The organism is Streptomyces canus, from assembly GCF_030815415.1.
GTDB lineage: Bacteria > Actinomycetota > Actinomycetes > Streptomycetales > Streptomycetaceae > Streptomyces > Streptomyces canus_F.
On record NZ_JAUSWW010000001.1, the window covers coordinates 3,595,419 to 3,609,849 of the forward strand.

Genomic DNA, 14,431 nt, shown 5'->3' on the forward strand with positions numbered 1-14,431 from the left:
CGCGCGCGCCCTTCCCGCCCGTCCCATGCTCGCGGTGCGGAACAGAGTGGCTGTTCCGCACCGGAGGTGATGACGTGTCAGGAAGGCTTCTGCGCCTGGCGTGTACGGCGGCGATCGCGGCCGCTACAGCCCTGGCGCCCGTGCCCGCGAACGCCGTACCGGAACCCGGGGAGCGCACCGTCGCCGAACTGCTGACGGACCTTCAGCGCCTGTACCGGGAGGCGGAACGGGCCACGGAGACGTACAACGCGACCGAGGAGAAGCTGAAGAGGCAGAAGGCGGAGGTGCTCCGCCTGGACACCGCGCTGTCCCGGGCCCGGCTCTCCCTCCACGACAGCCGGGGCGCGGCCGGCCGCCTGGCCCGCCAGCAGTACCAGAACAGCACCGACATCTCCCCGTACGTCCGGCTGCTCCTGGCCCGCGACCCCCAGCACGCCCTCGACCAGGGCCATGTCATCGGCCAGATGGCCCGGGAGCGCGCCGAGACGGTCGGCCGCCTGACCGGAAGCGAGAGGAGGGCCGACGGTGTGGCGCGCGCGGCCCGCAAGGCGCTGGACGGCCAGCTCACGCTGGCCGCACGCCAGAAGAAGGACCGGGACGAGGTACGGAAGAAGCTGCACGACGTCGAGGAGCTGCTCTCCTCCTTGAGCGAGGAGCAGGTGCGGGAGCTCGCGCGGTTCGAGGAGGACGAGATCACCGAGGCACAGGACGACCTCATCGCGTCGGGTGCCCTGAGCGACAAGGACGGCAAGCCGTCGGACCAGGGCGACAAGGCGGTGCGCTATGCCTTGGACCAGCTCGGGAAGCCGTACAAGTGGGGTGCGGAGGGGCCGAAGGAGTACGACTGCTCAGGTCTGACCGCGCAGGCGTGGGGCCATGCGGGGACGCCCATCCCCCGGACCAGCGAGGAGCAGTGGGCACGGCTCCCCCGTATCCCTCTGAAGGAGCTGCGCCCCGGCGACCTGGTGGTCTACTTCCCCGACGCCACCCACGTGGGGATGTACCTGGGCAAGGGCAAGATCGTCCAGGCTCCGAGGACCGGCGAGGAGGTCAGGGTGTCGCCGATCGCGTCGAACCCGATCCTCGGAGCCGTACGCCCTGATCAGGACAGCGAGGCCAGGTAGGCCGCGGTCTTCCCGGGCTCGTAGAAGAAGTTCTCGAAGTCGGCCGGGTCGTTGAACGCGTTGGCGAACCGGTCGGCGGCGGGCTGCAACTGCCCCGCCGCGCCGATGAGGTTCAGGATGTGCTCCGGCGGCGGCGCCAGCATCGCGTTCGTCCACTTGGTGACGTGCTGGGCCGCGTCCCAGTAGCGGTCGAACGTCCCCCGCATCCACTCCTCGTCGAACTCCTTCTCGCCGCGCTCGAGGATCGACGCGAGGTACGAAGCGGCGCACTTCGAGGCGGAGTTGGAGCCCTGGCCCGTGATCGGGTCGTTCGCGACGACGACGTCGGCGACACCGAGGACGAGGCCGCCACCGGGGAGACGGCCGACGGGGTTACGGACGGTGGGCGCGTACCGGCCCACCAATGTGCCACCGCCGTCGGTCAGTTCGACCTTCGTGGCCCGCGCGTACTCCCACGGCGTGAACCTCTCCATGAGTTCCAGGGTCAGGGAGAGGTGTTCCGCGGGGTCCTTGACGCCGTTGAAGACATCGAGCGGGCCGCCGGGTATGCCCTCCCAGAACAGGATGTCCGCGCGGCCGGAGGTCGTGAGGGTCGGCATGATGAACAGTTCGCCGACACCGGGGACCAGGTTGCAGCGGACCGCGTCGTAGTCCGGGTGCTCGGGCCGGGGGCCCAGGCCGTGGACGTACGACACGGCCAGCGCGCGCTGCGGCTCGCCGTACGGCGAACGGGAGGCGTCCCGGCCGAACATCGACACCAGTTCGCCTTTGCCCGCCGACACCAGCACCAGGTCGTACGTACGGGAGAAGTAGTCGAGGTCGGAGACCGCCGCGCCGTGGATGACGAGCTGGCCGCCGCGCTGGGCGAACGTCTCCATCCAGCCCGCCATCTTGACGCGCTGGTCGACCGACTGCGCGTACCCGTCGAGCTTGCCCACCCAGTCGATCGCACGGGCCGCGGGACCCTCGGCCCACGAGCCGGGGGCCGCGACCGAGACGCCGAGTCCTTCGATCTTCGGGGCCTGGGACTCCCAGAAGTTCAGCTGGAGATCGCGCTCGTGCTGCAGTGCCGTGTGGAACATGCACTGCGTCGACATGACCCGGCCGGAGCGGATCTCGTCCGCGGTCCGGTTCGACATCAGGGTGACCTCGTACCCGTGCGACTGGAGTCCGAGGGCGAGCTGGAGACCGGACTGGCCGGCCCCTACGACGAGTATCTTCCGCATACGGCTGGTGGCTCCTAGGTCGCGACTACTCGGGTGTTTCGTCCAGCGCGTGGCCGACGAGGGCCAGGAGGCTCTCGATCACCGAGATCCTGCGGCGCGCATCCATGATCATTACAGGTATGTGCGCGGGGATCGTCAACGCGTCCCGCACGTCCTCCGGTTCGAACAGCTCGCTGTCGTCGAAGTGGTTGACCGCGACGACGTAGGGCAGTCCGCAGCTCTCGAAGTAGTCCAGCGCCGGGAAGCAGTCCTTCAGCCGGCGGGTGTCGGCCAGCACGACCGCGCCGATCGCACCGCGCACCAGGTCGTCCCACATGAACCAGAACCGCTGCTGGCCCGGCGTGCCGAACAGATAGAGCACCAGGTCGTCGTCGAGCGTGAGGCGGCCGAAGTCCATGGCCACGGTGGTGGTGAGCTTGCCCGGCGTGGCGGTGAGGTCGTCGGTCTCCTCGCTCGCCTCGGTCATCAGCGCCTCGGTCTGCAGAGGCGTGATCTCCGAGACGGCGGTGACGAGCGTGGTCTTGCCGACGCCGAAGCCGCCGGCCACGACTATCTTCGTCGCGATCGGGGCCCGGGTACGGTCCGTCTGCCAGGACTTCACGTCCTCGTCGGTGTCGTCAAAGACGGCGGAGTCCACTCAGCACCCTTTCGAGCAGAGCGCGGTCCGGGCGGCCGGTGCCGTGACCGGTGCCGGTGCCGTACACACGGATCTTTCCCTGGTCCGCGAGGTCGCTCAGGAGCACGCGGACCACGCCGAGCGGCATCTTCAGCAGCGCGGCGATCTCGGCCACCGTGCGCATACGGCGGCAGAGTTCGACGATGGCCCGCATCTCCGGCATGACCCGGGTGTTGAGGGAACCGTTCGTCAGTTCTTTCCGCTCCTCGGCTGCCTCCAGTGCCGCGACGAACGTCTCCACGAGGAGGACGTGGCCGAAGCGGGTGCGGCCGCCGGTGAGCGAGTAGGGGCGGACACGGGCGGGCTTGCGGTCACCGCCGCGGACGGGGAGGTTCGGACGGCCGGTCATCGCCCGCCCCCCGTGGTCTCGGACTCCAGCGACTGCCGTAGCTCACTGCGGAGTTCGGGGGTCAGGACGTGCCCGGCACGGCCGACGAACAGCGCCATGTGGTACGCCACGACGCTCATGTCGCTGTCCGCGGAGCCGTGCACACCGAGCAGCGAGCCGTCGCTGATCGACATCACGAACAGGCTGCCCTCGTCCATCGCGACCATCGTGTGCTTCACCCCGCCGGACTCCATGAGCTTGGCGGCGCCGATGGTGAGGCTGCCGATGCCGGACACGATGGTCGCGAGATCGGCGGAGGAGCCCCGTGGGCCCTTCGGGGTGGTGCGGGTCTGACGGGCCTCGTCGTTGGTGCCGGGGTCGGAGGAGAGCAGGAGCAGGCCGTCCGATGAGACCACCGCTACTGACTGGATGCCCGGCACCTCCTCGACCAGGTTCGTCAGCAGCCAGTGCAGATTGCGGGCTTCACTGCTCAGTCCGAAGGTACTGGGCGCGGTCAACTGCTTGCCTCCTCGGGAGTGCCCCCCGTGGAATCTTCGCTGTGTGCGGGCGTCCTCGTCTGGCCCGTCTGTTCGGCGATCTCTGCTTCTACGTCGCGGTAGCCGGCCTCCGCCCCCCGGCGGAAGCCGCCGAGCCTCCGGCGGAGGGCTTCGGCGTCCACGGAACTGCTGCGCGGGCGCGGTGTGGTCGCGGGCGCGGTGATCTTCGGTGTGCGCTTGGGGAGGCCCTTCGCGGTGAGCTGGTCCTCGTCCGGGGTGCGCTCGTGTTCCGTCTCGCCGTCGTCGGGCGCGGGTGACCCCTGTGGGGGTTCCTCGCCGTCGGCGGCCGCGGGTTCGGGGGTTGCCTCGGGCTCCGCCGGAACCGGTAGCAACAGCTCCATCGTCGTCTCGGCCGGGGTCTCCGCCCCCGCCGTCTCCGATGTCCGTACCGCCTTCTCCGCCAGGGCCACCAGCACGTCGCCGGTGCCCGAACGGGTGGGCAGGATGTTGGAGTTGGCCTCCGCGTCGGCGCCCGGCAGGGAGAAGGTGTGGGGGGTGCCGGGCAGCGGGTCCGAGGAGGGGACCGCGGCGGACGGTGCCGGCGCCAGCAGGCCCTTCGGGAGGACGACCACCGCGGCGATGCCGCCCTGCTTCTGCTCGCGGAGCTGGACGCGGACGCCGTGGCGGTGGGCGAGGCGGGCGACGACGTACAGGCCGAGGCCGAGCCCCTCCTCGCCCTCCTGGTCGTACGGGGAGTCCGGGTCGAAGTCGGCGAGGCGGGAGTTGAGGCGGGTCAGCCGCTCGTCGGGCACGCCGATGCCCTCGTCCTGGACGGAGAGCATGACCTCGCCGCTCTCCAGCAGCCAGCCGGAGACCTCGACGGGCATGTCCGGCGGGGAGAACGATGTGGCGTTCTCCATCAGCTCGGCCAGGAGGTGGGACAGGTCGTCGGCCGCGAAGCCCGCGACATGCGCGTGCGGGGGCAGGGCCGCGATACGGACGCGCTCGTAGCGCTCGATCTCGCTCACCGCGGCCCGTACGACATCCACCAGCGGGACCGGACCGGCGTGCTGCTGGACGTGTTCCGTGCCGGCGAGGACGAGGAGGTTCTCGCTGTGGCGGCGCATGACCGTGGCGAAGTGGTCGAGCTTGAAGAGCGTGGCGAGGCGGTCGGGGTCCTGTTCGCGCTCCTCCAGGCCCTCGATGACGGCGAGTTGGCGTTCCACCAGGCCGAGGGTGCGCAGGGCGAGGTTGACGAAGGTGCCGCCGATGCTCTCGCGAAGGCGCGTCAACTGGGCGGCGGACTCGGCGAGTTCGGTGCGCAGCTCCTCGCGGGCGTCGGCCATCTTCTGACGCTGGCCGACCAGATGCTTACGGTCGGACTCCAGGGTGGCGACGCGCTCCTGGACGGCGACGGCGTGCGCGTGCAGGGCGTTGACGGAGCGGACGACCTGGGCGAACTCGTCGTTGCGGCCGGTGAACTTGACCGGTTCCTCGGCGGCCGGCTCCTCGGACCCGGCGAGCCGTGCGGAGCCCAGGCGCAGGACGGCGAGGGGGCGGGTCAGGGTGCGGGCCATGGCGGTGGCGATGCCGACGGCGAGCAGCATGAGGGCGCCGAGGATCGCGACGCGCAGCTCCAGCGCGGTGACGTCGTCGTCGCGGAGCTGGGCGAGGTCCTTGGTGCGCTGGTTGTAGAGGGCGGACTCCACACCGCGCATGAGGTCCACACGCGCGGAGAGGGCGGCGTCGGCCTTCTTGGTGCTGGTGTCGAGTTCGCCGTCGGAGAGCCTGGCCTGGTCGGTGAGGCCGGCGAGGTACTTCTCGGCGGAGTTGACCTCGGGGCCGGTGACCGTGGAGTCGAAGCTGTTCTTCGCGGCCTCGGGAGCGGTGTCGTGGAAGTCGGCGAGGGCGGCGTCGGAGCGCAGCCGGGCCTGCTGGGCGGCGGCGGTGAGGGCGTCGCGCTGCCTGGTGCCGGCGGCCGAGGAGGTGACGACGGTGGAGGCGAGCCCGGTGACGGGGTCGGTGACCGTCTGGGTGGTGCGGGGCACGTTGAGCGCCGCGAGCAGCAGGCCGCGGGTGGCGGCCGCCTGCTGTACGGCGGAGTCCAGTTCGGCGAGCGCGTAGGCGCCGGAGCCCGCGCGGGGCGGCATCTGCTCGGCCAGGTGCTCGGCGAGACGGTGCAGCTCGTTGATGGCCGCGGAGTAGGTCTGGTGCACCTCGAGGGCGGAGCTCTTGCCGGTGAGCGCTGCGCGGCGCAGGGCGGCGATGCCGTCGAGATCCGTACGGAGGTCGGCGGGGGTGTCGGTGTCGGCGCGCAACTCCTCGACCTGGCGGTCGACGCGGGCACCGCGCTGCTCGGAGGGGGCCTTGGACTTGGCGCGCCCGGCGGCGACGTACGACGTGACCTCGTCCCGCTCGTCGGCGAGCGAGTGCGCGAGGATCAGGGCGTCCTGGGTCTGCTCGGCGAGCGTCACCAGGTCCTGGGAGTCACTCAGTTCTCCCGAGGCAGCGAGGATCGAGGGGGCCCCGGCGCCCGCGATGGCGGCGGCCACGACGGCCGCGGCGACGATCAGCCGGTTGCGTACGTGGGTGGGGCGGCCCTTGCCGACGGCGGAACCGTCGGCGGTGGTGGGATCGGCGGGGGCCGTCTGCTTGCTCGTACGACGTGGCCGCGTCTTCTGCACCGGTGCTCGCATTCCTGACTCGTGTACCCATGGGCCCGGGTGACGCTCCGTCAACCGGAGTCACACACCGGGTACGTTTCCCGACCCTCCCAGTGCCGCTGGGCGGCGGGCGCGCATCACCCGACCCGCCACCCGAAGGAGTGAACCCCGGACGGGAGTTGGCGAGCAAGTTCCGGTGGCATGGTCAGCGACCTTGACCGGCGGGCCGGTTGGACGTCGCCGCCGACCGATGGCATCATCCGCCACCACGCCTTCCCGGAGTGACCAATCCCTCCCAAACCAGGCGCCTGACCTGCGCGACTGCGCCCGCCCGGCAACCATTGCCAGCCTTCTGTGAACACCGTGAAGGGCTCGTGCAGACTGGCCGGATGCGTACGGAACTTGTTTCGGAGCCCGGCGACCGGGCCCGCCCCAACGAGGACTTCGCGAGCGTCGCCCTTCCGGCCTCCGGACAGGGCGGGGCACTCGTGGTCCTGGACGGCGTCACGCCGCCGACGGGCGGGACGGGGTGTCTGCATTCCGTCCCCTGGTTCACGGCACGACTGGGTGGCGCGCTGACCGAACTGACCGTTTCCCTCCCCGATGTTCCGCTGACCGAGGCATTGAGCCTCGCCATCTCCCGTACCTCCGAGTCCCACGCGCACACCTGTGACCTTTCTCACCCACGCACACCACAGGCAACAGTGGTCGTCGCACGCTGGTCGGCGCGGACGGTGGAGTACCTGGTCCTCTCGGACTCGGCCCTGCTGCTGGAGTCGGAGGACGGCACGGTGACGGCCGTCCTCGACGACCGCCTCGCCCGCCTCCCCCGCTCCGCCTTGGCCACGGACGCCCTCATCGACTCGACCCTGCGCAACATGGAGGGCGGCTTCTTCACCGCCGCGGCCGATCCGTCGGTGGCGGGCCGGGCGGTGACGGGCGCACTGCCGCGTTCGTCGGTCCGGTCCCTGGCCGCGCTGACGGACGGGGCGGCCCGGTGGGTGGAGAAGTTCCGCGAGGGGGACTGGACGGACTGCCTCACCCTCGTGCGGAAGGACGGGGCGGGGGCGCTGGTGGCGCGGGTGCGGGAGCTGGAGAGCGCGGATGCGGAGGGGCGGATGCATCTGGGGCGGAGCAAGACGCATGACGATGCGACGGTGGTGTACGCGGAATGGTGAGGCGGGGCCGGGTCAGCGCTCCATGCCCCGGTTCAGCTCATGCAGCAGCCGCGCGAGCTCGGACACCTCGCGGGGGTTCCAGTCCGCCAGCCGGCCCGCGTACCGCGCCCGTCGCGCGTTCCGTACCCGCCCCACCCGGGACCGTCCCTCCGCCGTGAGCTCGACGAGCCAGGCGCGTCCGTCCGCGGGGTCCGGGGCGCGGGTGACGAGGCCCAGGGTCTCCAGGGCGCGCAGCTGGCGGGACATGGTGGCCTTGCCGACACCGATGTAGGCGGCGAGTTCCGTGGCGCGCTGCTGTCCGGACTCCTCGAGCCGCACCAGCAGTCCGTACGCGGCGGACTCCAGGTCGGGGTGGACTTCGCGTGCCATCTCGCCCTGGTTGGCCCGGGCGCGCCGCAGGAGCACGGTCAACTCGCGTTCCAGCGCCAGGAATTCTGGCTGGTCCAGACCAGTCCTGGGCCCCCCGGGCCTGTCTCCGTGTCCGCCGTCGTTCCCGTCTTCGTGCACGTCAGCCCCTGCCTCGGTCTTCCCGGTCCTGAAAGTTTCCGCCAAATTGCGCCGTCACCGCAGCTCGGTAAGTATTTCGCAGGGCTAGACCAACGGCAGCAACCGGTCCCTCTTCCCACCCGCTCGTCGACGTGCGTAGCTTCTTGACCAGGCGCTGACTGGCATGCCCACGCCATGCACACCCCCGGCCGGGTGTCCCCCACCGAGCATCACCGAGCCCTCGGAGGCACGCCATGCCCGTGCACAGACCCGCATCGCCCCGCCCTCGCCCCCTGTTCCTCACCGGCGTCCTCACCGCCGTGTTCGCGCTGCTGTCCATAGCCCCGGCGTCGGCCGCCGAGTCGCCCGACGCCACCGCCACGCCGACCCGCGGGACCGCCCGCATGGGCATGGGCGTCGTCGCCCACGACGGACAGGGCGGACTGCCCGCCGGCACCCGCGCCGCCCAGACCGAGGGCGTCGACGTGTCCAGCTACCAGGGGAACGTCGCCTGGACGACCCTCTGGAACAGCGGGGTCCGTTGGGCCTACACCAAGGGGAGCGAGGGGACGTACTACACGAACCCCTACTTCTCCCAGCAGTACAGCGGCTCCTACGGCGTCGGCATGATCCGCGGCGCGTACCACTTCGCGACCCCGGACACCACGACCGGCGCAACGCAGGCCAACTATTTCGTCGACCACGGAGGCGGCTGGTCCGCCGACGGCAGGACCCTGCCCGGCACCCTCGACATCGAGTGGAACCCGTACGGCGACTCCTGCTACGGCAAGACCAAGAGCGCGATGGTGAGCTGGATCCGTGACTTCCTGAACCAGTACAAGGCCCGCACCGGCCGCGACGCCGTCATCTACACCTCCACCAGCTGGTGGACCCAGTGCACCGGCAACTACGCCGGCTTCGCCGCCAACCCGCTGTGGATCGCCCGCTACGCCTCGACCGTGGGGACACTGCCGGCCGGCTGGAGCACCTACACGATGTGGCAGTACACCTCGTCCGGGCCGACGGTCGGCGACCACGACCGGTTCAACGGGGCGCTCGACAGGGTGCAGGCGCTCGCCAAGGGCTGATCCCTTCCCCGGTACGGCGAAGGCCCGGGCCTCCCTCACGAGAACCCGGGCCTTCACCTCATCCGATGCCCGCGGGCGGAGCCCGCTATGGACGCCGCGTCACGCCGCCATCGGAAGTCACGCCGCCACCGGAACCTCCGACGTCGCCCCGTTCACGGCCGGCGACAACGCCAGTTCCAGGACCTGGCGGACGTCCGTCACGGCGTGGACGTCGAGCTTGTCCAGCACCTCGGCGGGGACGTCGTCCAGGTCGGGCTCGTTGCGCTTGGGGATGATGACGGTCGTGACGCCCGCCCGGTGCGCGGCCAGCAGCTTCTGCTTCACGCCGCCGATGGGCAGCACGCGGCCCGTCAGCGAGACCTCGCCCGTCATGGCGACGTCGGTCCGCACCAGCCGCCCGCTCAGCAGCGACGCCAGTGCCGTCGTCATCGTGACGCCCGCGCTCGGGCCGTCCTTCGGCACCGCGCCCGCCGGGAAGTGGATGTGCACGCCCCGGTCCTTCAGGTCGCCCACCGGCAGCTCCAGTTCGGCGCCGTGCGAGCGGAGGAAGCTCAACGCGATCTGCGCGCTCTCCTTCATCACGTCACCCAGCTGGCCCGTCAGGGTCAGACCCGCCGCACCCGTCTCCGGGTCCGCCAGGGACGCCTCCACGAAGAGCACGTCGCCGCCCGCTCCCGTCACCGCCAGGCCCGTCGCCACACCCGGCACCGCGGTACGGCGCTCCGCCGGGTCCTGCGCCGACTCCGGCACGTGGTGCGGGCGCCCGATGAGGCCCCGCAGCTCCTCGTCCGTCACGGTGAACGGCAGCTTCCGCTCGCCCAGTTCGTGCTGGGCCGCGACCTTGCGCAGCAGCCGTGCGATGGACCGCTCCAGGGTGCGGACGCCCGCCTCACGGGTGTACTCGCCGGCGAGCTTGCGCAGGGCGCTCTCGTCCAGCGTCACCTCGTCCTTGTCGAGGCCGGCCCGCTCCAGCTGGCGCGGGAGCAGGTGGTCACGGGCGATGACGACCTTCTCGTCCTCGGTGTAGCCGTCGAGGCGGACCAGCTCCATACGGTCGAGCAGGGCCTCGGGGATGGCCTCCAGGACGTTGGCGGTGGCGAGGAAGACCACATCGCTCAGGTCCAGCTCCACCTCCAGGTAGTGGTCCCGGAAGGTGTGGTTCTGCGCGGGGTCGAGGACCTCCAGCAGGGCCGCCGCCGGGTCGCCCCGGAAGTCGGAGCCCACCTTGTCGATCTCGTCGAGCAGGACCACCGGGTTCATGGACCCGGCCTCCTTGACGGCACGGACGATCCGGCCGGGCAGCGCGCCGACGTACGTACGCCGGTGACCGCGGATCTCGGCCTCGTCCCGCACCCCGCCGAGGGCGACGCGGACGAACTTGCGGCCCATGGCGTGCGCGACGGACTCGCCCAGGGACGTCTTGCCGACGCCGGGCGGGCCGACCAGTGCCAGGACGGCGCCGCCACGGCGGCCGCCCACCACACCCAGCCCCCGTTCGTTGCGCCGCTTGCGCACCGCGAGGTACTCGGTGATCCGTTCCTTCACGTCCTCCAGGCCCGCGTGCTCGGCGTCCAGGACCGCCTTGGCGCCCTGGATGTCGTAGGAGTCCTCGGTCCGCTCGTTCCACGGGAGTTCGAGCACCGTGTCCAGCCAGGTCCGGATCCAGGATCCCTCGGGCGACTGGTCGCTGGACCGCTCCAGCTTGTCGACCTCCTTGAGGGCCGCCTCGCGGACGTTCTCCGGCAGGTCGGCGGCCTCCACGCGGGCGCGGTAGTCGTCGGACTCCTCGCCGTCCTTCTCGCCGTTGAGGTCACGCAGTTCCTTGCGCACGGCTTCCAGCTGGCGGCGGAGCAGGAACTCGCGCTGCTGCTTGTCGACGCCTTCCTGGACGTCCTTGGCGATGGTCTCGGCGACGTCCTGCTCGGCGAGGTGGTCGCGCAGGTGCTGGGTCGCGAGCTTGAGGCGGGCCACCGGGTCGGCGGTCTCCAGCAGTTCGACCTTCTGGTCGGTGGTCAGGAAGGGCGAGTAGCCGGAGTTGTCGGCGAGCGCGGAGACGTCGTCGATGGCCTGGACGCGGTCCACGACCTGCCAGGCGCCGCGCTTGCGCAGCCAGGCGGTGGCGAGGGCCTTGTACTCCTTGACCAGTTCGGTGACATGGCCCGGCAGCGGCTCGGGCGTGGTCTCGTCGATACGGGTGCCCTCGATCCAGAGGGCGGCACCCGGCCCCGTGGTCCCGGCACCGATGCGCACCCGCCCCCGGCCGCGGATCAGCGCGCCCGGGTCGCCGTCGGCCAGCCGGCCGACCTGCTCGACGGTGCCGAGGACGCCGGTACCGGTGTAGGTGCCGTCGATGCGCGGCACCAGCAGGACCTTGGGCTTGCCCGGCTCCGACCGGGCGGCTGCCTGGGCGGCCTCCACCGCGGCGCGTACGTCGGGATCGTTCAGGTCGAGCGGTACGACCATGCCGGGAAGCACGACCTCGTCGTCGAGCGGCAGCACGGGCAGAGTGAGCGGTGTGGACGTCGAAGCCATGATCTCCCCTTCGGCACTCAAGTTGAGCTATGCCGACTCAATGCACGTGAGCCGTTGATTGTTCCCCTGGGCGCGTTCGCTGTGAGCGATCACGTCTGCCGGAATGCGTGACCAGCTACTGTAATAACCCCAGACGGCTTTCATTCATTACCGGAGGGGGTGTCATGGACCGGCTCGTACGGGCATGGGTGGACGGATGGGTGCTCTCGCGCGGGGCGGCCCCGCCGGTGGTCGAGCCGTGGGGGTGCACGATCGACGTGGGCGCGGACGGCCATGTCGCCCGGCATGTGTTCGGCGCGATCGACGGCGGAGTCGAGGAGATGGCCGTGCGCAAGGTGGCCGGGGCGGTCACCGGCGCCGGTGTGTGGCTCAAGGTCTTCCGGGATCCGAGCGTGGTCGGCGGCTGGCTCGGCGAGGGCTGGTGGATCGACCCCGAGCCCGGCCACCTGATGACCCTCCCCCTGACCACCGCGCCCGACCGGCCGACGGTCCCCGACGGCTACCGCCTGCGCACCTGGTCCCGCGGCGGCGTCACCCGCACCATGCTCGCCGCCCCCGACGGCTCCTGGGCGGCCCGCGGCCAGCTCGCCCCGACCGGCGCGACCGCGGTCGTCGACCAGATCGAGACCTCGCCGCTGCACCGCCGCAAGGGCCTCGGCACGGTCGTCATGCACACCCTCCAGCGGGCCGCCTCGCAGCAGGGCGCCGAGCTCTGCGTCCTGGCGGGGACACCCGCGGGCCGGGGGCTGTACGAGTCGCTGGGCTGGACGGTGACCGCGCCACTGACCAGCGCGAAGTTCACCGGCTGAGGGCGCCGCACAAAACCGGTTGCCTCCTGTGCCGGGCGCCGTACGGTCGTGCCGTGACCGACACCGAGATCTTCCTCGCCGCCTACGACGACCAGATGCGCGGTGCGCCGCCCACCGCGCCCGCCGGGGTGACGTACGAGAGGGACGGCCCGCTGCTGCGGATCGTCGGACAGTTCCGGGGCTTTGTGAGCGGGCCGCGCGTACTCGGCGTCGACGGGGACGCTCTGGACGGACTCATCGCCTCGCAGCGGGACTTCTTCGCGGCGCGCGGCGAGGCCGTGGAGTGGAAGACCCGGGGCCACGACACCCCGACCGACCTCACCGAACGGCTCCGCGCGGCCGGCTTCCTGCCGGAGGACCGGGAGACGGTGCTGATCGGGCGCGCGGCCGACATGGCCGTACGCGAGCCCGTCCTGCCGGACGGTGTGACCCTGCGGCGGGTCACGGCGGACGCCGACCTGCACCGCATCGCCGCCATGGAGTCCGTTGTCTGGGGCGAGGACCGGAGCTGGCTCGCCGACGACCTCACCGGCCGGGTCGCCGCCGCCCCCGACGAGATCGCGGTCTACGTCGCCGAAGCGGACGGCGAGGTGGTCTGCGCGGCCTGGCTGGCCTTCCGCGCGGGCACGGCGTTCGCGAGCCTGTGGGGCGGTTCCACGCTCGCCGAGTGGCGGGGGCGGGGGATCTACCGCGCCCTGGTCGCCACCCGCGCCGCCCTCGCGACCGCGCGCGGCGTCACCTATCTGCACGTGGACGCCTCCGACGACAGCGCACCCATCCTGCGCCGCCTCGGCTTCGAGCCGGTGACGACGACCACGCCGTACGTCTGGAACCCGCCCCGCACGGCCTGAGATGCGCTGCGATCGCCATGAGCATGGCGGCACCGCCGCCGAACCGGCTGGGCGAGACGAGCAGCCCCTTCGCCCCGCCGGAGACCAGGTGCGGCACGCTCGCGGAGCCGGACGCGGCCGGGGCTATGCGGCGGTGGCCGCGCCCGGGGTCCGAGCCCGGTACCAGCGCCGGACCACCGGCCAGGTCGCCACCCCGATCGCCAGCGCGATGAGATGCCCCCACTCGGTCATCGGGTCGCTGAAGGCGAGCAGATCCTGCACCAGCATCCCCCCGTACAACCCCAGCAACGGCCACCGCAGCCACGGCGGGAGCAGCCCGGCCAGCGCGCCCGTCCCGGCGGCGACGCCGAAGCTGATGCCGTAGTCGAGGCGGTGCAGGGAGCTGTCGGGGAGGTGGCCGGCCAGGACGGCGAGGCCCACCGGGACCTCGGTCGCGAGGGTGGCCAGGACATGGCCGAGGAGGAAGACGCCGGCCGCGCGCAGGCCGCCGATACGGCGCTCCAGCGCGGTCATGACCAGCAGGAAGCCGAGGACGTACGGCGACGCGATCCCGCCCGCGATCCACAGCGCGCTGGCCGCCAGGACGAGCAGGGGCGTGCGCACGAGGTGGGCCACGTCGGTGCTGGAGCCCTGGAGCAGGGCGTGGACGAGGGAGGGGTCGGCGTACTCGGTGACGAGCGAGGTGACCGCCAGGACGGCGGCGTAACCGAAGGTGAACGGCGTCCCGGTGGGGGTGGGGAACAGCCGCCACGGGCGGATCCTCGGGCGCGCCTCGGGGGCGGCCACGGCGACCGGGAGAGCGGCCGGCACGGGGACCGGCCCGCGCTGCTTCGGCAACCCGTCCAGCAGGCCCGGTACGCCGGGTGGGCAGGCGTCCGGCGAAGGATGCGCCGCCGCCTCGGAGTCCGGCACGGACGCGGGCCCTGCCCTGTCCTCAGAAGCCCGCGCGGCGACCTCGCTGCGTTCCACCGTG

The 14,431-nt window shown here is 71.7% G+C and carries 13 protein-coding genes; 5 read left to right on the forward strand and 8 right to left on the reverse strand.

The genetic code is table 11. The features are described 5' to 3' along the window. The first annotated feature begins 74 nt into the window (after window positions 1-74). Entirely contained in the window at window positions 75-1,124 is a 1,050-nt protein-coding gene (locus QF037_RS16395) for a C40 family peptidase (protein WP_307025920.1), read from the forward strand. Here QF037_RS16395 and QF037_RS16400 read toward each other — a convergent pair. The 5 genes from QF037_RS16400 to QF037_RS16420 are packed head-to-tail and all read right to left on the reverse strand — an operon-like array spanning window position 1,103 to window position 6,535. Then, complete coding sequence (locus QF037_RS16400) at window positions 1,103-2,350, reverse strand: styrene monooxygenase/indole monooxygenase family protein (RefSeq protein WP_307025922.1); 1,248 nt, start codon at window positions 2,348-2,350, stop codon at window positions 1,103-1,105. The genes QF037_RS16395 and QF037_RS16400 overlap by 22 nt on opposite strands. Window positions 2,351-2,375: 25 nt before the next feature. Continuing rightward, window positions 2,376-2,987 (reverse strand): GTP-binding protein, encoded by a 612-nt coding sequence (locus QF037_RS16405; RefSeq protein WP_307025924.1) that lies wholly within the window; start codon window positions 2,985-2,987, stop codon window positions 2,376-2,378. Then, window positions 2,968-3,375, reverse strand: a complete 408-nt coding sequence (locus tag QF037_RS16410) for a DUF742 domain-containing protein (RefSeq protein WP_307025926.1) — start codon at window positions 3,373-3,375, stop codon at window positions 2,968-2,970. The genes QF037_RS16405 and QF037_RS16410 overlap by 20 nt, the downstream gene beginning before the upstream one ends. Then, window positions 3,372-3,872 carry a roadblock/LC7 domain-containing protein gene (locus QF037_RS16415; RefSeq protein ID WP_307025928.1) on the reverse strand — a complete coding sequence of 167 codons (501 nt, stop codon included), beginning with the start codon at window positions 3,870-3,872 and terminating at the stop codon, window positions 3,372-3,374. The genes QF037_RS16410 and QF037_RS16415 overlap by 4 nt, the downstream gene beginning before the upstream one ends. Then, a complete protein-coding gene (locus QF037_RS16420) occupies window positions 3,869-6,535 on the reverse strand; it encodes a sensor histidine kinase (protein WP_307025930.1) in 2,667 nt (888 codons plus the stop codon). The genes QF037_RS16415 and QF037_RS16420 overlap by 4 nt, the downstream gene beginning before the upstream one ends. A gap of 368 nt (window positions 6,536-6,903) precedes the next feature. Between QF037_RS16420 and QF037_RS16425 the strand changes: the two genes are divergently transcribed. After that, a complete protein-coding gene (locus QF037_RS16425; RefSeq protein WP_307025932.1) occupies window positions 6,904-7,692 on the forward strand; it encodes a protein phosphatase 2C domain-containing protein in 789 nt (262 codons plus the stop codon). 12 nt (window positions 7,693-7,704) lie between these two features. On the opposite strand, the gene QF037_RS16430 is transcribed toward QF037_RS16425, so the two are convergent. Continuing rightward, on the reverse strand, window positions 7,705-8,199 hold the full coding sequence (locus tag QF037_RS16430) for a MarR family winged helix-turn-helix transcriptional regulator (RefSeq protein ID WP_307025933.1): 495 nt from the start codon (window positions 8,197-8,199) through the stop codon (window positions 7,705-7,707). A 233-nt stretch (window positions 8,200-8,432) separates the two neighbouring features. Between QF037_RS16430 and QF037_RS16435 the strand changes: the two genes are divergently transcribed. After that, window positions 8,433-9,266 carry a lysozyme gene (locus tag QF037_RS16435; protein WP_307025934.1) on the forward strand — a complete coding sequence of 278 codons (834 nt, stop codon included), beginning with the start codon at window positions 8,433-8,435 and terminating at the stop codon, window positions 9,264-9,266. Between the two features lie 117 nt (window positions 9,267-9,383). Here the strand turns inward: QF037_RS16435 and lon are convergent, their stop codons facing one another. Then, entirely contained in the window at window positions 9,384-11,798 is a 2,415-nt protein-coding gene (lon, locus tag QF037_RS16440; RefSeq protein WP_307025935.1) for an endopeptidase La, read from the reverse strand. A gap of 164 nt (window positions 11,799-11,962) precedes the next feature. On the opposite strand from lon, the gene QF037_RS16445 reads away from it, so the two are divergent. Both QF037_RS16445 and QF037_RS16450 read left to right on the forward strand, forming a co-directional pair. Continuing rightward, the gene (locus tag QF037_RS16445) at window positions 11,963-12,607 is read left to right on the forward strand and encodes a GNAT family N-acetyltransferase (RefSeq protein WP_307025936.1); all 645 of its coding nucleotides are present in this window, start codon (window positions 11,963-11,965) and stop codon (window positions 12,605-12,607) included. A 95-nt stretch (window positions 12,608-12,702) separates the two neighbouring features. Continuing rightward, window positions 12,703-13,458, forward strand: a complete 756-nt coding sequence (locus QF037_RS16450) for a GNAT family N-acetyltransferase (RefSeq protein WP_373463960.1) — start codon at window positions 12,703-12,705, stop codon at window positions 13,456-13,458. Window positions 13,459-13,581: 123 nt separating this feature from the next. Here the strand turns inward: QF037_RS16450 and QF037_RS16455 are convergent, their stop codons facing one another. Then, window positions 13,582-14,427, reverse strand: a complete 846-nt coding sequence (locus QF037_RS16455) for a rhomboid-like protein (protein ID WP_373463733.1) — start codon at window positions 14,425-14,427, stop codon at window positions 13,582-13,584. Window positions 14,428-14,431 lie beyond the last annotated feature (4 nt).